Here is a 21146-nt window from a genome sequence, read left to right as displayed (position 1 = left end):
CGTCCTTGAGGAACGACGGCGGAAGGTCCCGCCGTCGTCAAACAAGGTACCCAAGGGGGTATACAGCTATACCCCCAGGGGTATAGAGTGATTATCGCCACAGTGTTTAAAAGCTCCAGAGAGGCGTCTATTCCATGAATATGCACCACGAGATCCTGATCATCGGAGGCGGCAACGCGGGACTGAGCGTTGCAGCCCGGCTGCGTAATGCAGGCCGGACTGATATCGGTGTGATCGAGCCGAGCGAGCAGCACTATTACCAGCCGCTGTGGACCCTGGTCGGCGGAGGCGTCGCCAGCCAGAAGGAAACGGTCCGCCCCCAGGCATCCGTCATGCCCCAGGGCGTTGCCTGGATCAAGGACGCCGCCGCGGACATTGACCCTGAACACCGCAGCGTCGCACTCTCCTCCGGCGGTTCCGTCACGTACGACTATCTGGTGGTCTGTCCCGGCATCCAGCTGGACTGGGACAAGATCCCGGGCATGGCCGAGGCCATGGAATCCCCGGCGGCGTCCAGCAATTACCGGTACGACCTGGCACCCAAGACCTGGGACATGATCCGGAACCTGAAGTCCGGGACGGCCATTTTCACTCAGCCCTCGGGTCCGATCAAGTGTGCCGGAGCCCCGCAGAAAATCGCCTACCTGGCAGCCGACTACTGGCGCAAGCAGGGGGTGCTGGACGACATCCGGGTCGTCATGGTTCTGCCGACGCCGGGCATGTTCGGGGTCAAGGTCTTCGCCGATGAGCTTGAGCGGGTGGTTGCCAAATACGGCATCAAAGTCCGCTTCAACAGCGAGATGACCGCGGTGGATCCGGCCGCTCGCGTCGCGGTGATTACGGACAACGCGGCCGGCACCGAGGAATCGCTGCACTACGACCTGCTCCATGTCGTGCCGCCGCAGTCGGCCCCGGACTGGCTCAAGCGCACGCCGCTGGCAGATCCGGCCAACCCCGCAGGTTACGTCGACGTCGACAAACACACCATGCGGCACAAGCGCTACCCGGAAATTTTCGCCCTGGGCGACGCCGGGTCCACGCCGAACTCGAAGACCGGAGCGGCGATCCGCAAGCAGGCCCCCGTGCTGGTGGAGAACCTGCTGGCCGCCCTGGACGGCGGAAACCCGTCGGCCCAGTACGGAGGGTACGCCTCCTGTCCGCTGACCACAGCGCGGGGGAAGATGCTGCTGGCTGAGTTTGATTACACGCTCCAGCCCGCCCCCAGCATCCCCTTCATCGACACCACCAAGGAACGCAGCGACATGTGGCTGCTCAAGCGCTACGCGCTGCCGTTTATGTACTGGAACCTGATCCTCAAGGGCCGCGTCTGAGTTCACCCAGCACCACAGCGGCGGCGAAGCACTACGACGACGGCGGGAGTCTCCCGCCGTCGTCGACGCATCCACGAGGCAGGGCCGCCGCACTGTACGGCTAATCCCCCCCTCCGTGTCTTTCCTAGAGGATCTAGGAAAACCCCTTGCGGGCGATAGAATCACGCTATGACGACGTCACCCAGTACGCCACCGCCAGGTTTCTCGCGACGTATCCTCCGGGATGAGGTGTACGACTACATCGTCGACGTCCTGCTCGAAGGAGGGCTGGAGCCCGGCTCTTCCCTCAACATCGACTCGCTTGCACGCCAGCTTGACGTCTCCCCCACCCCCGTCCGCGAGGCCCTGGTGCAACTTGAGCACACCGGCCTCGTCCGGCGCGTCGCGCTGAAAGGCTACAAGGTTGCCCCGCCGCTCAGTGAAGAGCAGATGAAGGAACTCTTCGACGCCCGGGAGGTCGTGGAGGTCGCGGCCGTCCAGCGCGCCGCCGGGCATCTGGAGGAGTTGCTGCCCGCGCTGGAAGATGCCCACGAAAAGCACCGCCAGGCCGCGGAGCTGTTCCAGGGCATCGAACCTGCCGGCCGGACTGCCGGCTACCGCAAGTATTTCGAGGCCGACTGGAACTTCCACGAAACCATCCTGCGCAACTGTGGAAACCGTTACCTGCACCAGATGGCCGAGTCCACGAGCACGCACACACACCGCATGAGGCAGAGCGCGAGCGAAGGCTCCGACGACACCGCCCTGGCGCTTGCCGAACATGAAGCCGTCCTCAAGGCCTTCCAGCGCGGCGACGTCCCGGCTGCGGCCCAGGCGATGGCAGCCCACATCTCGAATGCCCGGACGCGGGCAATCAACAAAGACCAGCCGTAACTTTCAGATACTCCCGCCACAACTGCTTGCATCTCGACATGACCGATGTCACACTCATTCGTAGATCCAATAGGATCTTGGATTGAGTCCCTCCGGGGATCCGCTTTGGTTGTCAAAGGAGATAAGAAGTGACGAAAGTATCCAAAGTTGTTGGTATAACGGGGATCTGCGCGGCGGGGCTGTTGGCCCTGACCGGATGCGGAGCATCCAATGCGGGCGCAGCCCAGGGGCAGGCCTTTACGCCCAAGGGCGACGTCACCATGATCGTGCCCTTCGGAGCAGGCGGTGGCAGTGACCTTTCGGGCCGGGCCATCGCGTCCGGGCTGGAGGACATCGCGGGGGTGAATATCAACACGGAGAACCGGGAGGGCGGATCCGGGGCTGTTGGCTACGCCAGCTTCCTTGCCCAGGACGGCAAACCTGATCACCTGCTCGCCACCGAAACTGCGATGCTGGCCCTGCCGCTGACCCAGGATGTTCCCTTCACCTACGAGAGCTTCACCCCGATCATGAAGCTGGGCGACGACTACACACTCTTGACGGTCAGCCCGGATTCGCCCCATCAGACCTGCGAAGCCGTAGTCAAGGCCGCGGGCAGCGGCCGGGTCGTTGCCGCCGTCTCCGGCTCCACCAGCCTGGACCAGATCGTCTTCACCCTGATCGAGCAGGAGGAAGGGATCAAATTCGACCGGGTCCCCTACGAGTCAGGCAATGAGGTGGTAGCCGCACTCCTGGGCGGCCAGGTCGACGTCATCTCGGTGAACCCCGGTGAGGTTCTTGGCCAGCTCGAGGCCGGCACCCTCAAGCCCCTCTGCGCCCTTGCGGACAAGCGGTATGAGCTCGAGGCCCTGAAGGACATCCCGACGGCCACCGAGCAGGGAATTGCTGTCTCCTTTGCGCAGTTCCGTGGCTTCATCGCCCCGGGCAACATCACGGCCGAACAGAAGCAGTACTGGATTGATGCGGCCAAGAAGTTCGAGCAGACCGACGGCTACAAAAAGTACATCGAGGAGAACGTACTGCAGCCCAATGCGGTCTACGGGGACGACTTCAAGACCTACCTTGCCGGAAACTCCGAAGCCCTCGCCAAAGTCCTGGGCAAATAAGCATGCACTCCGCTATCCAGAGGTTCATCCCTAATGCGGTCATCATTTCCCTGGGCATCGCGGCGGCAGTCATGGGTGCCGGCTACGGCGTGCTGGGCGATGACGGCCGCATCGGGCCGGGATTCCTCCCCACGGTCGCCGGCGCCTTGATGGCGTTCTTCGCGGCCGTGAACATGCTGACCTCCGGGAGGAAGCAGACAGCGACCCTGGACAGCGTGGTGGAGGAGCAGATTCCCGGGATCGATCATGGGGAAGCCTCCCCGGACCTGGGCGCGGCCGGCGGGGACCCGGACATCTACGGCCGCACCCAACGCCAGCGGGACAGAATGCTCTGGACCGTCATCGGCATAGTGCTCGCCACGGTCGTCCTGGTTCCGCTGCTCGGCTTTATGCTCGCCTTCGCGGCCATGCTCCTGGTGATTGCCGTGGTCGTCGAACGGCGCAAGGTCCTGCCCTCACTGATGGTCAGCGCAGTCACCCTCGCCGTCACGTACGCCATCTTCGTCATGTTCCTCCGAGTGCCGCTGCCCCAGGGCATCCTCGGAATCTAGGAGAACTCAATGCTGGACAATCTCATGCTCGGGTTCTCAACCGCGCTGACCTTCGAAAACCTGCTGTGGTGCTTCGTTGGCGTTCTAGTGGGCACGGTCATCGGCCTGATGCCCGGCCTCGGTTCGACCACGGGCATCGCCATCCTCATCCCCCTGACGCTGGGCATGGAACCGGTGACGGCACTCATCATGCTCGCCGGCATCTACTACGGCGCCCAGTACGGCGGCACCATCACGTCCGTCCTCATCTCCACGCCGGGCGAAGCCGCCAGCGTGGTCACCACCCTGGACGGATACCAGATGGCCCGGCAGGGACGTGCCGGTTCCGCCCTGGCCATCGCCGCCATCGGGTCCTTCATCGCTGCGATCATTTCACTGGCGCTCCTCATGGCGCTGGCACCTCCGTTCGCGCAGTTCGCGTTGAACTTCGGGCCGGTGGAGAACCTCGCAATCATGATCCTGGGCCTGATCACCGTGGTGAGCTTTGCCGGCGGATCGATGTCCAAGGGCCTCATGATGGTGACCGCCGGACTCCTCATCAGCACTGTGGGCATCGCGTCCGGGTTCAGCCAGGCGCGGTTCACGTTCGGCAACGTCAACCTGCTCGGCGGCATCCCGTTCGTTGAGGTCATGATCGGTCTCTTCGCCCTCGGCGAGGTGCTGCACCAGATCCGCGTCGGAGCTGCCGCCCCCATCCGGGCGCGGTTCAAGGACATGGTCATCAGCCGAAAAGAACTCACCAAATCGATGCCGTCGATCCTCCGCGGCAGCGTCATCGGCTTCCTGCTCGGCTGCCTGCCCGGCGCCGGATCCACCCTGGCGTCGTTCCTGTCCTACGGGGTGGAGCGCCGTGTCTCCAAGAACAAGGACAACTTCGGCAAGGGCGCTATTGAAGGCGTAGCCTCACCGGAAAGCGCCAACAACGCTGCAGCCAACGCCAACTTTGTTCCCACGCTGGCGCTCGGCATCCCCGGCGGCGGCACCACGGCGGTGCTTCTCGGCGCCTTCACCATCTACGGGCTTCAGCCGGGGCCGCTGCTCTTCGAACAGCAGCCCACCCTCGTCTGGGGACTTCTCGTCTCGTTCTTCATCGGCAACGTCATGCTGCTGGTGCTGAACCTGCCGCTCGCGCCGGTGTTCGCCCAGATGCTGCGGATCCCCTACGCCTACCTCTACCCGATCATCATCCTCACCAGCCTCGTTGGCGCCTACTCCGTCAGCAACAACATGTTCAGCGTCTGGCTGGTGGTTATCTTCGGCATCGTGGGGTTCTTTATGAAGGAACTCGACCTCCCGATCGCCCCGCTGGTCCTGGGCCTGGTCCTCGGGCCACTGCTTGAGAAGTCGCTCGTTCAGACCTCCGCGCTGGGCCAGGGAAACTTCATGATCATGTTCCAGAGCCAGATCTCCGTATCAATCCTGTTGCTGGCAGCCCTGCTCGCCGTGGGGCCCTGGCTTATCGGCCGCTTCAAGTCCACGCCTTCGGACGCAAAGGAACTTACCCATGTATGAGAGCACCAATTGGCCCATCGCCGCTGCACTGCTGCAGTTCCCGGGCACCAAGCCGGACGGCACGTCGGTGCAGGACGAGCCGGCCGAGGGATGGGCGCAGACCCTCCGTGAAGTACGGAACGTGGGGTTCGACGCCGTCGACCTCACCGACAGCTGGCTGAAGCCCGCCGACCTGCCCGCCCACCGGCTGGCCGAGTTCCAGGACGTCCTCAAGGCCACCGGCCTGACCGCGCCGGTCCTGTCCATTGTGCGGACCAGCGTGGTGGATCCGGTGAACGGGGAAGCCAACTTCGACTACACGCTCCGCTCCATCGAAGCCGGCGCGGAGCTCGGGGCGGGCACCCTGTCCCTGGGCCTGCACCAGCAGTTGACGCCGGCGCAGCGCCAGCGTCTGTGGTTCTGGACCGCGGACGGCGCCGGTGATCCGCCCGGCGACGCCGACACCTGGCAGCTGGCCGTGCAGCGCTTCCGGGAAATCGGCAGGAGAGCCGCCGACTACGGGATGCTGGTGTCCCTGGAGCTCTACGAGGACACGTATCTGGGCACCGCCGACAGTGCGGTCCGCCTGATAGAGGACATCGGCCTCGCCAACGTGGGCATCAACCCTGACATCGGCAACCTGGTCCGCCTGCACCGGCCCATCGAAAGCTGGCAGGAGATTCTGCACAAGACCCTGCCCTACACGAACTACTGGCAGGTCAAGAACTACTTCCGGGACGAAAACCCGGACACCGGGTCCGTCACCTCAAGTCCGGCGCCGCTGGAACTGGGCTTCATCAACTACCGGCAGGCCGTGCGCGAAGCACTCTCCGCAGGCTTCACCGGAGTGTTCTGCTGCGAGCACTACGGCGGCGACGGCCTGGGTGTCAGTGCCATGAACCAGCGCTACCTCCGGACGCTGCTGGAGTCCGCGCTGCAGTCGGGCAGCCCCGCCCCCTACCTCAAGGAAACAGTCTCATGACAGCCCTGCAGTCAGACGCGTCCACCTTCGCGGCGGACATGCTCACCGGATTCGAGGCAGCCAACCGGCAGTACGTGAAAGCTGTCGACGGCGGCGTGGTGCGGTCCACCGTCATTCCCGACGGCAGGGTGGCCCTGGTGGTCGGCGGAGGATCCGGGCATTACCCCGCCTTCGCCGGACTGGTCGGTCCCGGGCTCGCCGCCGGCGCAGTCTGCGGCAACATCTTCGCCTCCCCCTCCGCTTCACAGATCTCGCGCATCGCCCGGACGGTCCACCGCGGCGCCGGCGTCCTGCTGGGATACGGGAACTACGCCGGCGACGTCCTGCACTTCGGCCTGGCCCAGGAACAGCTCCGCGCCGCCGGAATGGATGTCCGTTCGATTGCCGTGACCGACGACATCGCCAGCGCACCCCGGGAGGAACTCCATAAACGCCGGGGCATCGCCGGGGACCTGACAGTTTTCAAGGTGGCCGGGGCCGCCGCCGACGCCGGGCACAGCCTGGATGACGTGGAACGGATCGCGCTCCGGGCCAACCACCGCACCCGTAGCCTGGGCGTCGCGTTCTCCGGCTGCACCCTGCCCGGCGCCACCAAGCCGCTGTTCACCGTGCCCGAGGGCATGATGGCGGTGGGAATGGGGATCCACGGTGAGCCGGGGATCTCGGAGGCACCCCTGCCTACCGCCGATGAGCTGGCCACGCTCCTGGTCACCGCACTGCTGCAGGACACCCCCGACAACCCGGGCAAGCGGGTCGCGGTCCTCCTTAACGGCCTGGGCACGGTGAAGTACGACGAGCTGTTTGTCCTGTTCGGCAAGATCAACGCCCTGCTGCAGGACCAGGGCCTGGAGGTAGTGCAGCCCGAATGCGGCGAACTGGTCACCAGCCTGGACATGGCCGGCGTGTCGCTCACGCTGTTCTGGCTCGACGACGAACTGGAAGCACTCTGGGCAGCACCCGCGGACTCGCCCGCCTACCGCAGGGGCAGCATCAGCGCGGCACCGGACCTCACGGTTTATCAAGAATCGGACCTCGACGCCGGATCCCCCCTTGAGAGCGACGCCCTCATCGCCGCCGCACCGCTCGGCGTCCGCCTGTTCCGCGCCGTGGACGAACTCCTGACCGCGGCCGAACAGAAACTCGGCGACCTCGACGCCGTGGCCGGCGACGGCGACCATGGCATCGGCATGGCCAGGGGCGCACAGGCTGCCGCGCGTGCCGCGGACCGCAGCGCAGCCCGCGGAGACGGCCTCGCCGCCGTCGCCCGCGCCGCCGGCGAAGCCTGGGCCGAGCACGCCGGCGGAACATCCGGAGCCCTGTGGGGTGCCGCGATCTGCGCGGCCTCCGCATCCCTGCTGCGTACTACCGACCTTTCGCAGGACACCGCCCTGGAAGCCGTCGACGCCGCGCTCCTGGCCATGCGGTCACTCGGCAAGGCCGAGCCCGGGGACAAAACAATGATCGACGCCTTTGTCCCCTTCGCCGACTCCCTCCGGGCCGGGCTGGCCGACGGGCTCAGCCTTGACCTCGCCTGGGAGAACGCCGCAGCGGCGGCCACCGCCGCCGCTGCGGCGACGGCCGCGCTCCGGCCAAAGCTCGGCAGGGCCCGCCCCCTGGCGGAAAAGAGCCTGGGGCACCCCGACGCCGGAGCCGTATCCCTCGCCATGGTGGTCAGCACCATCGGCCACAGCATGATGAAGGAAGGCACCCATGGATAAGAAACTGCAAGATAAGAAACTGCGGATCGTCATCGGATCCGACGACGCCGGGCTCGAGTACAAGGAAGCGCTCAAAGCGGACCTGCTGGCCCACCCCCTGGTCGGCGAGGTAATCGACGTCGGCGTCTCCGGAACCGAATCCACCGACTACCCCCACATCGCCGTCGAGGCCGCCCACAAAATCACCGAAGGGCTGGCTGACCGGGGGCTGCTGATCTGCGGCACCGGCCTCGGTGTGGCCATCGCAGCGAATAAAGTCAAAGGGATCCGGGCCGGAACGGCGCATGACAGCTACTCGGTCGAACGGCTCGTGCTGAGTAACAACGCCCAGATCCTGACCATGGGCCAACGCGTGATCGGCCTGGAACTGGCCCGGCGCCTGACCGCTGAATGGCTCCACTACACCTTCAACCCCGCCTCCGCGTCCGCCGGCAAGGTCGACGCCATCTGCTCCTATGAGGAAGTAACAGCATGAACTCCACGTCCCCGCTCCCCCGCATCGCACTGACCCTCGGCGATCCCGCCGGCGTCGGCCCGGAACTGGCCGTCAAGCTGCTGGCCAAACCCGAAACCACCCGGGTCGCCGAGGTCTACGTCCTCGCCGACGCAGCCGAACTCGAAGCGGCTGCCCAGGCGGCCGGCGTCGAAATTCCGCTCAGCGACTCCCCCAAGCCGGGGTTCGCGGTCCTCCTCGACGACAATTCGGCCCCGGCGGAACCGATTCCGGCCAAGCAGGTCTCCCGCGAGGCCGGTGCCCGCACCCTCCACCAGCTCCAGCGGGCCATGGCGATGGCCAACGCCGGTGAGGTGGAAGCCATTCTCTTCACCCCGCTGAACAAGACCAGCCTCAAGCTCGGCGGAATGACCGAGGAGGATGAACTGCGCTGGTTCGCCAAGGAACTGAGCTTCGAGGGCACCACCAGCGAACTCAACGTCCTGCCCGGGCTCTGGACTGCCCGGGTCACCTCCCACATCCCGATCAGCGAGGTGGCGGCACGCATCACCGCGGAAAATGTCCGCAACGCCATCCGGCTGCTGCACTCGGTCCTTGCCGACTCCGGCCTCCAGGAGCCCCGCATCGCGGTCTGCGCCCTGAACCCGCATGCCGGTGAAAACGGCAACTTCGGCCGGGAGGAAATCGACCAGATAGCACCCGGCATCGCTGAAGCCAACAGCGAGGGCATCAACGCCACCGGACCTTTCCCGTCCGACACGGTGTTCCTCGCGGCCAAGCGCGGGGACTTCGACGGGGTGGTGACGATGTACCACGACCAGGGACAGATCGCGATGAAACTCATCGGGTTCGACCGGGGCGTCACCATCCAGGGCGGCCTGCCAATCGTCATCGCCACCCCTGCACACGGCACGGCGTTCGACATCGTGGGGAAGAACATCGCCAGCCTCGGCGCCACGGAACACGCCTTCGAACTCGCCGCCGCCATCGGTTCCCGGATCCGCGCAGCGAAGGTCGCCGTCTGAGATGACCACCAAGAGCATCACCATCGGCATCAGCACCAAAATGTACCTGGGCTACCGTGAGTCCCAGGTGTGGCTCGGCGCCGTCGCCGCCCTCGCCAGGGCCTGCGAGCCGGTGCGGACCGGTCAGGTGAAGCTCTTCGTGGCGCCAACGTTTCCCGTCCTCGAAACCACTCTGGAGCTGACCCGCGGAACTCCCATCCAGGTGGCGGCACAAAATGCCTCGGACCAGGATTCCGGCGCCCTGACCGGCGAAGTTAGCCCTGTTGTCCTGGCGGAAATGGGGGTGGAACTGATCGAACTTGGTCACGCCGAGCGGCGCCGGCAGTTCGGTGAGAGCGATGAGCTGATCGCGGCCAAGGTCGCCGCTGCCCAGCGCAACGGCCTCCAGCCGCTGCTGTGCGTCGGAGAAAACGCCCGGGTTGCCCCCAAGGAGGCGGCCCGGGCGTGCCTGGAACAGGTTCGCGCGGCCAACATCAACCCGCACGGGACGAAGCCGGTCATCGCCTACGAACCTGTGTGGGCGATCGGTGCACCCCAGCCGGCGGCCCCGGACTACGTCTGCGCCGTCGCGGACCAGCTCAGGCAGGAACTGGGCACCCAAACCACCCTGCTGTACGGCGGCAGCGCCGGCCCCGGGCTGCTGCCCCGGCTCCATCCCTCCGTGGACGGGCTGTTCCTGGGCAGGTTCGCCCACGATCCCCGCAACATCGCGCTGATCCTGGAGGAAGCGACGCTGCTGGTCTCACGGGCAAGCGGATTGAGGCCTGCGACGGCGTTCTGAACAACGCCGGCCGGCGCTGCCGTCGGGATAAGCACCCGTGGGTACCGCTCAGCAACGCCGGCACCGGGATTCAGGGGAGAATGGAACGCATGACCCTTACGACGTTCGCCCTTGTCCGCCATGGCCAGACGGACTGGAACGCCCAGCGCCGGCTGCAGGGGTCCACCGACATTCCACTGAACGACGTCGGCCGCGGCCAGGCGCGTGACGCCGTCGCCGTTCTGTCCGGCTACGAGTGGGACACGATCGTGTCGTCGCCGCTGAGCCGTGCCGCTGAAACCGCCGACCTTCTTGCAGCAGGGCTGGAGCTCGGCCCCGCCCGCCGCGTACCGGAACTCACCGAGCGCAGCTTCGGCCCCGCAGAAGGCATGCAGGACGGTCCTGAACTGGACGCGCTACGAATTCCCGGTGGTTTCCGGGGCGCAGAAAGCGAGGACGGTGCAGCTCTCCGCGGGTTGACCTCCCTTGAAGCCCTCGCCGAGGAGTTCCGCGGCCGCCGCGTCCTGGTGGTCGCCCACGGCTCGCTTCTCCGCGTGAGCCTCAGCCGTGCCATCGGCCGCACCCTGCACAGCATCGATAACGCCGTGCTCAACCTGGCCCACCACCATCCCGTTGACGGCTGGAAGCTCGAATACTTCAACGGCGAGCGGGTTGTCGCCGGCATTCCGGGCTGAACTGCAACGGCGGAGCGGCGGCGGCCGGAATGCCGGCCGCCGCTTCGCCTCACGCTGCGTCGTCGACCGCGACGACAATCTTGCCGCGCGTATGCCCTTCCATGTTGAGCCGGAAGGCGTCGGCCGCCTCCGGCAACGGGAACGTCCGGGCAACCTCAACGCGGATGTTGTGCTGGTCCACCAGATCGGCGAGCTCCTGCAGCTCGGCGCCGACGGGGTTGACCCACATCCAGGTGCCGCCGTGCTGCTCGACGTCGCTGTCCGCAATGGAGGCGTGGCGGCCTCCGTCGGCCAGGACAGCCAAGGTCGCGTCGAGGTTCCCGCCCACGAAGTCTGCGACGACGTCAACGCCGTCGGGCCGCAGGGCGCGCACCAGCGCCGCGAGTCCTTCGCCGTAGCTGACGGGTTCGGCCCCGAGCGACCGCAGGAAGTCGTGGTTCCTTTCCGAGGCGGTCGCTATGACCCTGGCGCCCAGCGCCGCGGCGATCTGGATGCCCAGGGACCCGACGCCGCCGGCGCCGCCATGGATCAACACGGTCTCGCCCGCTTTGAGGCCCAGACGGGTCAGGACTTGATAGGCCGTCAAGCCCGCCAGGGGAAGACCGGCGGACTCGTTCCACCCCAGGGATGCCGGCTTGCGGGCAAGGAGCCGTTCCGGCAGGGCAATATATTCAGCGAAACTGCCGCCGTGGACATAGTCTTTGCGGCCGTAGGAAATCACTTCATCGCCGGGCTGGAAGTGCGGCGCGTCGATTCCTACTGACTCAACAACGCCGGCCACATCCCACCCGGGAATCGCGGGGAACTGCAGGTCCATGGCTGCGTCCAGGTAGCCGGCCATGATCTTCCAGTCGACCGGGTTAACCGATGCCGCCTTGACTTTGACCAGGACCATCCCCGGCCCGACCTTCGGCATCGGTTCCTCGGTCAACTCGAGGACGCCGGGACTTCCGTATTCGCTGTAAGTAATTGCCTTCATGCAAGGCTGAACCGCCATTCCCAGGACACTATTCCGCCACGGGCCGGCGAGTGCGGTATCTCACCGGCCCGCCGGCTGGGCTAGTCTCCGAGGAACCGCAGCAGGAACGGGACGGTGGCGTGCATCGTGCGCAGGTCCCCGCCGCTGGCGGCCTGCTCGCCGAGGTAGTCACCGTGGCCGCCGGGGACGATCAGCAGGCGGGCGCCCGGGATGGCGCCGGCCATCCGCGCGGCATATTCGGCGGTGACAACGTCGCGGTCGGCGCTCACCACCAGCGTGGCGGCTGCGATGGTGCCCAGCTCCTCGTCGGACCACCCGGGGAAGTCCAGGATGCGCCGGCGGTCCAGTTCGAAGAGCCGCTCCAGGTGGCCGGTCTCGGGGTTGAGAAGGCGGTCGGCGTCCTTGTAAGTGTCCGGCATGTCAGCCAGAGTGGCCCTTGCCATGACGTCCCAGAACTCGTTCGGAACGGCATCGCGGCTCGCGAAGGTGGAGGCCGCGATGAGGTGCCTCACGGCGGCGGGACGCGCGAGCGCCAGGGCGATGGCGGTGTGGCCGCCGGCGCTGAATCCCAGCACGTCCACAGTCTCCACGTTGATCTGGTCCAGGACAGCGAGGATGTCGCCGGCGGAGTTCCCGGCGGTGAGGGGGCGGCCGGTGGGCTGGGTGCGGCCGTGGCCCTCCTCCTCAACGGTAATTACCTGGCGCTGTTCAGCCAGCAGCGGGATAAGCTCGCCGAAGTTCGTGCCGATGGTGGAGCCACCGCCCGGGATGAGGAGCAGCGGCGGCCGGCCGGGCACCGCCCGCCCGTGGACCTCGTAATACATGCGGACACCGTTGTTGTCCGCGTAGCCGTGGGTGAAGGTCACACGGCATCCTAACGCCGGGCGGTGCCCGCGAAAAGGGCTAGGGTCATGGCGTTCCCATGGGCATCAGGTTACACAGCTGTTCCAGAACCAAGTTGCCGGTGACCTCACAGGGGTACGGCAATGTCCGCCCCGCCTTCGTGTGTGAGACGGGTGCCAATCTGCACCATCGATGGTGCGGCGATGAAGCCCCCTGCAACCAGGGCCTGACCCTTCGTGAAATGCATGGCGTGGTCGAGGAGAACGGGCGGGACGTAACCGAAGACGGAGGCCAGTTCGGCGAGGTCACGGGGCGACGACATCTTCATGAGGACCAGGTTGTCGCACTGGCTCAGAACGTTGACGGGGAGTTTGGACGGTCGCTGTGTCGAGAGGAGAAGCCAAAGTCCGAATTTGCGCCCCTCCGCGGCAATTTTGGGTAACCCGTTCGGTGAGCGCGCGTTGAACGGGCGTGGCTGGGTCCGGGCTGCAGACGTTGTGGGCCTCGTCGATCACGATGAGGATCGGGCGACGCTCCTCGCGCTTCGTCCACAGGTGATCGAGCACGCTGAGCGCCGCGACCTGCGGTTCGGCTGGAAATCGGAACCCGCCGAGGTCAAGGACCGTGGCGCGTGGGCGTTCGTCGATGACGTCTTCCGCGGATCGGCCGCCCCACGCCCAGAGGTCCCACTCGAGCACGCCAAGATTCTCAATCCGCGTCGCGAGATCCCGCCTGGAGGTGGAGTCTTTCGCCCGCAGTTGGTCGACCAGATCGCCGCGGTCCGTCACGCTCAGCTCGTGTTCGAGGTGGACGAGCACGTTGTACTCGTCGCGGTCCAGGACCGGGTCGAGACCGAGGACAGCAGCGCGCGACGCCAGCGGCTGATCCAGAAACCGCACGCGGACGTGATCCGCTCCTGTGCCAGTGGCGCGGAGTACCTGCACATCATCAAATGGACCCGAACCCCCGGCGCGCGGCTCCCAGCTCCGCAGACGTACCTGCACCATCCAGCGTGCCGATTCTCAGCTGATGGGACATCACTTCTCCATCGTTCGTCGGTTCCGAGCCGGTGTATCACATCCAACGCCCCCAACTGAAGGCTGTCCACCCCCAAATCGGGTGAATCAGGAGACGGCCGAGCACCACGGCCTCGTAGACTCTATGGAGATTCGCAGTCTCCTCTATAGAGACGTACCGCCACAGGAAGAGCCATCGATGAAGATTATCGTCCTAGTAAAGGAGGTCCCCGATACCTACGGGGACCGAAAACTGAACCTCGAAACAGGCCTCGCCGACCGCGGAGCCAGCGAGGCAGTCATTGATGAGATCGGTGAGCGGGCCTTGGAGCTGGCACTGACGTACGCCGACGCGAACGCGGGCACCGAGGTCGCAGTCCTGTCCCTCGCTCCCGAGGGCGCCACGGCAACGATACGCAAGGGGCTTGCGATGGGCGCGGGAAGCGCCACCCACCTCTCTGACGAGGCGCTCCGCGGTGCGGATCTGGGACTTACCGCCGAAACCCTCGCAGCAGCGATCCGTCGCGTTGAGTTTGACCTTGTGATCACCGGCAACGTCTCCACCGATGGATCCGGCGGCATGATTCCCGCGATGCTTGCAGAGTTGCTTGACGTGCCGCTTGCTAGCGGACTCAGCTCCGTAGAGATCAGCGCCGACGCGGTGTCCGGCACCAGGGGCGTTGAATCCGGCGTGCAGACGGTATCAGCGAACCTGCCCGCGGTGATTTCCATTACCGAGGCGCTTCCCGGGGCGCGCTTCCCGAACTTCAAAGGAATCATGGCCGCAAAGAAGAAGCCCGTTGAGGTGCTTACCCTCGCAGACCTCGGGGTTACTGCCGACAACCCGGAAGCGGCGCGTTCGATCATGCTGACCATTGCCGAGAAGCCTCCGCGCGCGGCAGGCGTAAAAATCGTTGACGAGGGTGATGCCGGCGAGAAGCTCGCTGACTTCCTTATTGAAAACCGACTGGCGTAAGGAGTAACGACATGACTGAATACCCTCGTGACGCAATCCTCGTCGTCGTGGAGACCCTGACTTCCGGTGAACTCGAGAAGGCGGCACCCGGACTCTTCGGCGCTGCCGCTGCAGCCGGCACGCCCGTTGCATTGATACTTGCCTCACCCGGCACCGGGAGCGCCGCCGCCGCGGAGGCCGCGGCCCTCGGTGCTGCGTGCGTACTGATCGCGGAGACTCCGGAGCCTTCCGCTCTGGGAGTGCCGAGCGTTGACGCGCTGGCCGCCGCTGTGGAGCAGGTGCGGTCCGACGCAATCCTGATTTCGCACTCTCTGAATGGGCGCGACCTTGCCGGCCGGTACGCTGCCCGTGCGCGTGCAGCGATTTCCGCCGATGCGATCGGTGTGTCACGTGATGACGAGGGCGTCGTGGCACACCACTCCGTCTACGGCGGTGCCTACAACGTGACGTCAACGTCCACATTCGGAGCGCCGGTAATTACCGTCCGCCAGGGCTCCATTGAGGCGCGCGCCACAGCTCAGCCGGAAGCGTCGGAGACCCTGGCAGTGACGCCCTCCGGGAAGCCGGCCGCCCGGATCGAGTCGTTCGACGAGGCCGTTGTCGCCACCTCGCGGCCGGAACTGCGCGGTGCCGCGAAGGTTGTCGCGGGCGGCCGCGGCCTCGGATCCGAGGAACAGTTCGCCCTCGTTGGACAGCTCGCCGATACACTCGGTGCTGCCATTGGTGCTTCGCGTGCCGCAGTGGATGCAGGCTACATCCCGCAATCGCATCAGGTCGGCCAGACCGGGGTTTCCGTGTCATCACAGTTGTATATCGCGCTGGGCATCTCCGGCGCGATTCAGCACCGGGCCGGGATGCAGACCGCGAAGACGATCGTTGCCATCAACAAGGATGGGGACGCGCCGATCTTCGAGATCGCCGACTTTGGTGTGGTCGGCGACCTCTTCCAGGTTGTCCCCCAGCTGATCAGCGCACTTGAGGCTCGAAAGAAGTAGTGATGGCAACTCTCTCTCGGTCTATTCGGCGGGGCCTGCCGCGCGTCGAAGGTGGTGACCCCTGGCCTCCAGCAGGCCAGGGGCCCGCACACATTGTCACGGCAGGACCGACAGGACCGGCAGCCCCGCCGGCGCCTGTTGCCGGGGAGGGATCGGTCACCGCCGGGCCGGCAGCCGCCGCGCCCTCCGTTGCCGCTGCTCCCGCCTCACCCGACGCTGCCCCGGAAACGGCACCGGGCGCGACGGCGGTGACCCCTCCAGCCGCTGCGGTGGACGCAGGCGCCGCGGGGGCGCGCCAGCTTCGCCGTGGCCTGCCGCGCGTGCCGGGCGGCGAGCCTTGGCCGCCCGCGGGCCATGCTCCAGCATCAGTGTCCGCGGCCCCCGCCGCAGGCGCCCCGCCGACGGCGACAGCAGCAGCCACGCCGGCGCCGGCCGCAGCCGCTGCTCAAGCGGTACCGGCTGCGGCGTCGCCTGCAGCTGCTCCGGCCACGGCACCCTCCACCGCACCTGCAATCCTGACGACGGGAACCTCACCGCTGCGTCGCGGGCTGCCCCGCGTCTCCGGGGGTGAACCGTGGCCGCCGGCTGGACTTGCCCCGGCGGCCGCTGCCGCCCCTGCAGTCGCTGCCGCCCCTGCGGTCGCTGCCGGCTCTGCGGTGCAGGCCGAACCCGAACCCATCGCCCAGGCCCCGGCTGCCAGCGTGGCGGAGAGCGTTGCCGAGGCGGAGCCGGCCGCGGGTGCGACGCCAAGTGCACCCGCTGCCACCGCCGCCCCACCAGCTGTGGCACCGGCAGCCGCCGTCGAACAGCCCGTGAAGCCCGAGGCCGCAGCAAGGCTCTATGGGTCTCGTACGCTGGGCCAGTGGATTAAGCGCGTTGCGCTCCTCGCGGTCGGCGCCGTGGCCGCCGCAGCGATTCTTGTACTCGCCGCGCGCGGAGTGACGACCCTGCCGGGTGTGCCGGCGTTCCTCGAGAGGTACCCCGGCGAATACCACCTGCCCGCGACGGCCGAGCCGGGATTCCCGTGGTGGGCGCAGTGGACGCACTTCCTGAACCTCTTCCTGATGGTGCTCATCATTCGCTCCGGCTATCAGGTGCGCACGCAGCAGAAGCCGCCGGCGTTCTGGACGCCGAAGCGCGGTGGCAAGAAAATCAGCATCAATCTGTGGCTGCACCAGTCGCTCGACATTTTATGGCTGGCTAACGGCCTGATCTTTGTGGTGCTGCTGTTTGCCTCCGGCCACTGGATGCGAATCGTACCGACCAGCTGGGAGGTTTTCCCGAATGCGCTCTCCGCGCTCCTGCAGTACATGACACTCGACTGGCCCGTGGAGAACGGCTGGGTGAACTACAACAGCCTGCAGCAGCTCATGTACTTCCTCGTGGTGTTCATCGCGGCCCCGCTCGCGGCGATCACGGGTGTGCGCATGAGCGAGTTCTGGCCGAAGGACGCGAAGACGCTGAACAGGATCTACCCGGTGGAGGCTGCGCGCGCGGTTCACTTCCCGACGATGCTGTTCTTCGTGTTCTTCATTCTCATCCACGTGTTCCTCGTGTTCTCAACCGGCGCGCTGCGCAACCTGAACCACATGTTCGGCGGCACCGACGTCGTGAACTGGGTCGGGTTTTGGCTCTTCGCGGCCGCCATCGCGATCACGGCGGCCGGGTGGTACACCGCCCGCCCGATCGTGCTCGCACCCATCGCCAAGCTGTTCGGCCAGGTGAGCAGCCGCTAAGCCGCGGTTCCCGTTCCGTCCGGTAGCCCGGCATCGGCGGGGAAGGTCACGAACGCCGGCGTCTCCTACGGGTGCGCGGACAACGCGGGCCGGACTGTTAATTTTCCCCGCTACCGCGGCATTCGGGGCCGTGGTACGTTCAGCGTGATCAGGATGTCCCGACGCGGCCCCCTTGACCAGCCCGGCTCCTGGCACCACCCCAGAAAGCGGAGGCAACGATGCCAACACTAATGATCTTTCACGAAGTCGACGACGTTGAGCACTGGCTCAGCTCACCAAAAAGGGAAGAAGTATTCGGGCCGCTGGGCATCACGGTTCGAACCTTCATCGACCCGGCTAAGAGCCACCGTGTAGGCCTGATCGTCCAAGTCCCCGATATGGACACGTTCCAGCGGATCATGGAGTCCCCAGAGGCAGCCGAAGCGATGAAATCCGACGGCGTCCGTCCGGAAACAATCCTGACGCTCGTCGAGCCCTAAGCCCCCGGGCCCGAGCAGGAGCCTGAAGCCCTCGTGCGGTCCCGACGCCCGGCCAGCGACAGAACCCTTCCGGCCCCTGCGGCTATGAGGGCTTGGGACGGGCGCGTACGTGCATCCGCTCGCCCTGCTGTCCAAACAGACTGATGAACTCCACGGGCCTGCCGTCAGCGCTGGCGAACCAGTGCGGTGTGTGGGTGTCGAATTCCGCGGCTTCGCCGGGGCGCAGTTCAAAGTCCTTGTCGCCCAGCACCAGACGCAGCCGTCCGTTGAGGATGTACAGCCATTCGTAGCCTTCGTGAACGCGCGGGTCAGGCTCCGCCCCGCGGGCATCCCCGTCGAGCACCATCTTGAAGGCCTGTAACCCGCCTGGGCGGCGGGTGAGAGGAACGGCCGTCATGCCGGCATGGGTGATGGGCTGCAGGTGAATTCTCGGATCCCCGGTGGGCGGCGCGCCGACCAGATCATCGAGCGGAACACCGTACAACCTCGCGAGGGGCAGCAGGATTTCGAGATTGGGCCTGCGCTGGCCGGATTCCAGGCGGGACAGGGTGCTAACCGACACTCCGGAATCGGAGGACACATCCCCGAGGGTGAGGCTCCGCTCCGTACGGAGCGCCCGAAGCCGGGGGCCGACCGCCCCGAGAACATCGTCAAGCTCATTTGCCATACCCTCACTTTGCCATAACGGCAATCATGTTTGTCAATCCTGGCTCATGCGATGGAAGCTGGAATAACCGCCCAAGGACGCTGGCGGCGAACTTGTTCAGGACGCGACGAAGGACAAATCAGCATGGACCCCACACGGTTTGACGTATTAATTGTTGGCGGCGGCGCGGCGGGCCTCAGCGCGGCCACGACGCTGGGCCGGGCGCTGCGCTCGGTGCTGGTCATCGATTCCGGAACTCCACGCAACGGACCCGCGGCGGGTGTACACGGGTATCTTTCGAGGGACGGCATGAACCCTTGGGAGCTCCTGTCCATCGGACGCAGCGAAGTGCTCTCCTACGGGGGAACGGTCATTGACGGCGAAGCCGCTTCAGCACGGCAAACCCCCGATGGATTCGAGGTGAGCCTCGGAGATGCCCGCCGGTTCTCCGGCCGACGCCTCCTCGTCACCACCGGCTTGACCGACGGGCTCCCTCCCATCGACGGGCTACGGGAGCAATGGGGAAAGGGCGTTGTGCACTGCCCCTACTGCCATGGCTGGGAAATCCGCGGGCAACGGCTTGGAGTGCTGGGCACAGGACCGCTGTCCGTCCATCAGGCACTGCTGTTCAGGCAGTGGTCCCCGGATATCACCCTCTTCCTCAACGACACCGTGGAACCCACCGACGAGGAGTGGGAAAAGCTCGCGGCCCGGTCCGTCAGGGTCGTTGACGGCGCCGTGGCTTCTGTTGACGCTGTCGATGGTGTCCTCACGGGGCTCACACTCCGCCAGGGCTCCTCATTCGACGTTCAGGCCCTGGCTGTCGGAACACGGATGGAGGCCAGATCCGCGCTTCTGGAATCACTCGGGCTGAGTTCCCAGGCGCACCCGTCGGGGGCCGGACGGTTTATCGAGACCGATGCCATGGGTGCGACGGCGGTCCGCGGCCTGTATGCGGCAGGCAATGTCTCCAACTTAATGGCTCAGGTGATCACCGCGGCGGCCGAGGGTGTCATGACCGGTGCAGGGATCAATGCCGACCTCATCGAAGAGGAAACCCGGTGGGCCGTAGAGGGGCGCTTCGGCCCCTTCTCGGCCGCCTCGGAAGCAGCCGTCTCTCGGAGCGTGCTGGGTCACCGGCGTCATGGCTTTGATAATGGGCAGATAGCCGCCGAGATGGCCCCTTCGGCCACGGTAGAAGGGTGATTGGCATGGATCACCAGCCCCACCGGACCCGGGACAACGACCACCAGACCCACCAGCGATCTGGCAGCCATGACCAGCCCCGCGTCCTCGACCTCGATGCCGAGGTGTTCGGCGACCATCTCGCAGCCGCCCTGGAGTTGACCGGGGTGACTGCTGCGCGCCGCGTCGTTGACCTCGGCGCCGGCACCGGCGCAGGCAGCCGGTTGCTGCGCGAGCGGTACCCCGACGCCGCACTGACCTGCTGGAACGGGTCTCCGACGACATCGAGCTGGAACCCCGCGCCACACGAACCGTGTGGGTGGCCACCCCCGACCAGAACCGGGGGGCCCTGAGCCAGCACGTTCGCCGCAAACACTCGGCGCGGGGTCAGAATGGCAGCATGAGCTTTTCATCCTTCGACCGCGTACAGACACCCGTCCTGGATATCGGCTACGAATCCGCGGGTGATCCGGGCGGGACCCCGGTCATCCTCCTGCACGGCTTCCCATACGACGTCCGAGCCTTCGACGACGTCGCTCCGATCCTCGCCAGCCAGGGCGCCTTCGTGCTCGCGCCGTACCTTCGCGGCTTCGGCCCGACGCGGTTCCTCGATGACACGACGGTCCGCTCAGGACAACAAGCCGCCCTCGCGCAGGATCTCCTCGACTTCATGGATGCCCTCAACATCGACCAGGCAGTCGTGGCGGGCTACGACTGGGGCGGCCGGGCGGCGTGCATCGTGGCGGCACTGGAACCCGGACGCGTCGCCGGCCTCGTCACCGTTGGCGGCTACAACATGCACAACCTCGCGCGTTCCGGCGAGCCTGCCAACCCGGAATGGGAGCGAAGCTACTGGTATCAGTACTATTTCCACTCGGAGCGGGGGCGCCGCGGGCTGGAACGAAACCGGAACGAACTGTGCGAGCTGCTGTGGCGGACCTGGTCGCCCGCCTGGGGCGGCGCACAGCAGGCGTTTCCCGCCAGCGCGCCGAGCCTGCACAACCCCGATTTTGTCGACGTTGTCATCCACTCCTACCGCCACCGTTATGGGCTGGCCGACGGCGACCCCCGGTACCAGCGGTTCGAGGACCTGATCGCCCAGGAGCCGCGCATCACCGTCCCCACGGTGGTGCTCGAAAGCGGGGACGACGGCGTCGGCGGCCCCGCGGCGGTGGCAAGCAGAGACTGCTTCACCGGCCCCTACAGCCAAAGCCTCCTTCCGGGCGTTGGACACAACGTTCCGCAGGAGAATCCAAACGCGTTCGCACAAGCCGTGGTCAGCCTGTTCGACTAAGGTGCTTCGAC

23 protein-coding genes are annotated in these 21146 nt (G+C 66.2%); 18 read left to right on the top strand and 5 right to left on the bottom strand.

Going from position 1 to position 21146, the window contains the following annotated elements:
• The first annotated feature begins 134 nt into the window (after positions 1-134).
• From AC50YC_RS17895 to AC50YC_RS17845, 11 genes are all read left to right on the top strand, one after another.
• Positions 135-1331: an NAD(P)/FAD-dependent oxidoreductase gene (locus AC50YC_RS17895; protein ID WP_494954643.1), complete on the top strand. Its 1197-nt coding sequence runs from the start codon at positions 135-137 to the stop codon at positions 1329-1331.
• 168 nt (positions 1332-1499) lie between these two features.
• Positions 1500-2204: a GntR family transcriptional regulator gene (locus AC50YC_RS17890; RefSeq protein WP_494954642.1), complete on the top strand. Its 705-nt coding sequence runs from the start codon at positions 1500-1502 to the stop codon at positions 2202-2204.
• Between the two features lie 128 nt (positions 2205-2332).
• Complete coding sequence (locus AC50YC_RS17885; protein ID WP_494954641.1) at positions 2333-3310, top strand: tripartite tricarboxylate transporter substrate binding protein; 978 nt, start codon at positions 2333-2335, stop codon at positions 3308-3310.
• 2 nt (positions 3311-3312) lie between these two features.
• A complete protein-coding gene (locus tag AC50YC_RS17880; protein WP_494954640.1) occupies positions 3313-3861 on the top strand; it encodes a tripartite tricarboxylate transporter TctB family protein in 549 nt (182 codons plus the stop codon).
• A 9-nt stretch (positions 3862-3870) separates the two neighbouring features.
• Positions 3871-5373 carry a tripartite tricarboxylate transporter permease gene (locus tag AC50YC_RS17875; RefSeq protein WP_494954639.1) on the top strand — a complete coding sequence of 501 codons (1503 nt, stop codon included), beginning with the start codon at positions 3871-3873 and terminating at the stop codon, positions 5371-5373.
• Positions 5366-6334, top strand: coding sequence for a sugar phosphate isomerase/epimerase family protein (locus tag AC50YC_RS17870; protein WP_494954638.1), 969 nt, complete (start codon positions 5366-5368; stop codon positions 6332-6334). The genes AC50YC_RS17875 and AC50YC_RS17870 overlap by 8 nt, the downstream gene beginning before the upstream one ends.
• The gene (locus tag AC50YC_RS17865) at positions 6331-8052 is read left to right on the top strand and encodes a dihydroxyacetone kinase family protein (protein ID WP_494954637.1); all 1722 of its coding nucleotides are present in this window, start codon (positions 6331-6333) and stop codon (positions 8050-8052) included. The genes AC50YC_RS17870 and AC50YC_RS17865 overlap by 4 nt, the downstream gene beginning before the upstream one ends.
• Complete coding sequence (locus tag AC50YC_RS17860; protein WP_494954636.1) at positions 8045-8527, top strand: ribose-5-phosphate isomerase; 483 nt, start codon at positions 8045-8047, stop codon at positions 8525-8527. The genes AC50YC_RS17865 and AC50YC_RS17860 overlap by 8 nt, the downstream gene beginning before the upstream one ends.
• Complete coding sequence (locus tag AC50YC_RS17855) at positions 8524-9531, top strand: 4-hydroxythreonine-4-phosphate dehydrogenase PdxA (RefSeq protein WP_494954635.1); 1008 nt, start codon at positions 8524-8526, stop codon at positions 9529-9531. The genes AC50YC_RS17860 and AC50YC_RS17855 overlap by 4 nt, the downstream gene beginning before the upstream one ends.
• Before the next feature lies 1 nt (position 9532).
• A complete protein-coding gene (locus AC50YC_RS17850; protein ID WP_494954634.1) occupies positions 9533-10312 on the top strand; it encodes a triose-phosphate isomerase family protein in 780 nt (259 codons plus the stop codon).
• An 89-nt stretch (positions 10313-10401) separates the two neighbouring features.
• Entirely contained in the window at positions 10402-10986 is a 585-nt protein-coding gene (locus AC50YC_RS17845; RefSeq protein ID WP_494954633.1) for a histidine phosphatase family protein, read from the top strand.
• 49 nt (positions 10987-11035) lie between these two features.
• Here the strand turns inward: AC50YC_RS17845 and AC50YC_RS17840 are convergent, their stop codons facing one another.
• The 4 genes from AC50YC_RS17840 to AC50YC_RS17825 form a co-directional block, all read right to left on the bottom strand.
• Positions 11036-11965 (bottom strand): NADP-dependent oxidoreductase, encoded by a 930-nt coding sequence (locus AC50YC_RS17840; RefSeq protein ID WP_494954632.1) that lies wholly within the window; start codon positions 11963-11965, stop codon positions 11036-11038.
• Between the two features lie 80 nt (positions 11966-12045).
• On the bottom strand, positions 12046-12831 hold the full coding sequence (locus AC50YC_RS17835) for an alpha/beta fold hydrolase (protein ID WP_494954631.1): 786 nt from the start codon (positions 12829-12831) through the stop codon (positions 12046-12048).
• A 104-nt stretch (positions 12832-12935) separates the two neighbouring features.
• Entirely contained in the window at positions 12936-13136 is a 201-nt protein-coding gene (locus AC50YC_RS17830; RefSeq protein WP_494954630.1) for a hypothetical protein, read from the bottom strand.
• Positions 13114-13707, bottom strand: a complete 594-nt coding sequence (locus AC50YC_RS17825) for a hypothetical protein (protein ID WP_494954629.1) — start codon at positions 13705-13707, stop codon at positions 13114-13116. Before AC50YC_RS17825 ends, AC50YC_RS17830 begins: the two co-directional genes overlap by 23 nt.
• 316 nt (positions 13708-14023) lie before the next feature.
• Here AC50YC_RS17825 and AC50YC_RS17820 point away from each other — a divergent pair, with 316 nt between their 5' ends.
• The 4 genes from AC50YC_RS17820 (at position 14024) to AC50YC_RS17805 (ending at position 18010) form a co-directional block, all read left to right on the top strand.
• Positions 14024-14800: an electron transfer flavoprotein subunit beta/FixA family protein gene (locus AC50YC_RS17820; RefSeq protein ID WP_494954628.1), complete on the top strand. Its 777-nt coding sequence runs from the start codon at positions 14024-14026 to the stop codon at positions 14798-14800.
• 11 nt (positions 14801-14811) lie between these two features.
• A complete protein-coding gene (locus tag AC50YC_RS17815; protein ID WP_494954627.1) occupies positions 14812-15795 on the top strand; it encodes an electron transfer flavoprotein subunit alpha/FixB family protein in 984 nt (327 codons plus the stop codon).
• A gap of 656 nt (positions 15796-16451) precedes the next feature.
• Positions 16452-17531 (top strand): cytochrome b/b6 domain-containing protein, encoded by a 1080-nt coding sequence (locus tag AC50YC_RS17810; protein ID WP_494954626.1) that lies wholly within the window; start codon positions 16452-16454, stop codon positions 17529-17531.
• A gap of 230 nt (positions 17532-17761) precedes the next feature.
• Entirely contained in the window at positions 17762-18010 is a 249-nt protein-coding gene (locus tag AC50YC_RS17805) for a hypothetical protein (protein WP_494954625.1), read from the top strand.
• Positions 18011-18092: 82 nt separating this feature from the next.
• On the opposite strand, the gene AC50YC_RS17800 is transcribed toward AC50YC_RS17805, so the two are convergent.
• Positions 18093-18677, bottom strand: coding sequence for a helix-turn-helix domain-containing protein (locus tag AC50YC_RS17800; RefSeq protein WP_494954624.1), 585 nt, complete (start codon positions 18675-18677; stop codon positions 18093-18095).
• A 123-nt stretch (positions 18678-18800) separates the two neighbouring features.
• Here AC50YC_RS17800 and AC50YC_RS17795 point away from each other — a divergent pair, with 123 nt between their 5' ends.
• From AC50YC_RS17795 to AC50YC_RS17785, 3 genes are read left to right on the top strand one after another with little or no spacing between them, the layout of a single operon-like run.
• Positions 18801-19862, top strand: coding sequence for an NAD(P)/FAD-dependent oxidoreductase (locus AC50YC_RS17795; protein WP_494954623.1), 1062 nt, complete (start codon positions 18801-18803; stop codon positions 19860-19862).
• A gap of 5 nt (positions 19863-19867) precedes the next feature.
• Positions 19868-20194 carry a hypothetical protein gene (locus tag AC50YC_RS17790; protein WP_494954622.1) on the top strand — a complete coding sequence of 109 codons (327 nt, stop codon included), beginning with the start codon at positions 19868-19870 and terminating at the stop codon, positions 20192-20194.
• Between the two features lie 47 nt (positions 20195-20241).
• Complete coding sequence (locus AC50YC_RS17785) at positions 20242-21135, top strand: alpha/beta fold hydrolase (RefSeq protein WP_494954621.1); 894 nt, start codon at positions 20242-20244, stop codon at positions 21133-21135.
• Positions 21136-21146 lie beyond the last annotated feature (11 nt).

The organism is Pseudarthrobacter sp. MDT1-56, from assembly GCF_059383555.1.
This window is presented reverse-complemented; position numbering and strand designations above follow the sequence as displayed.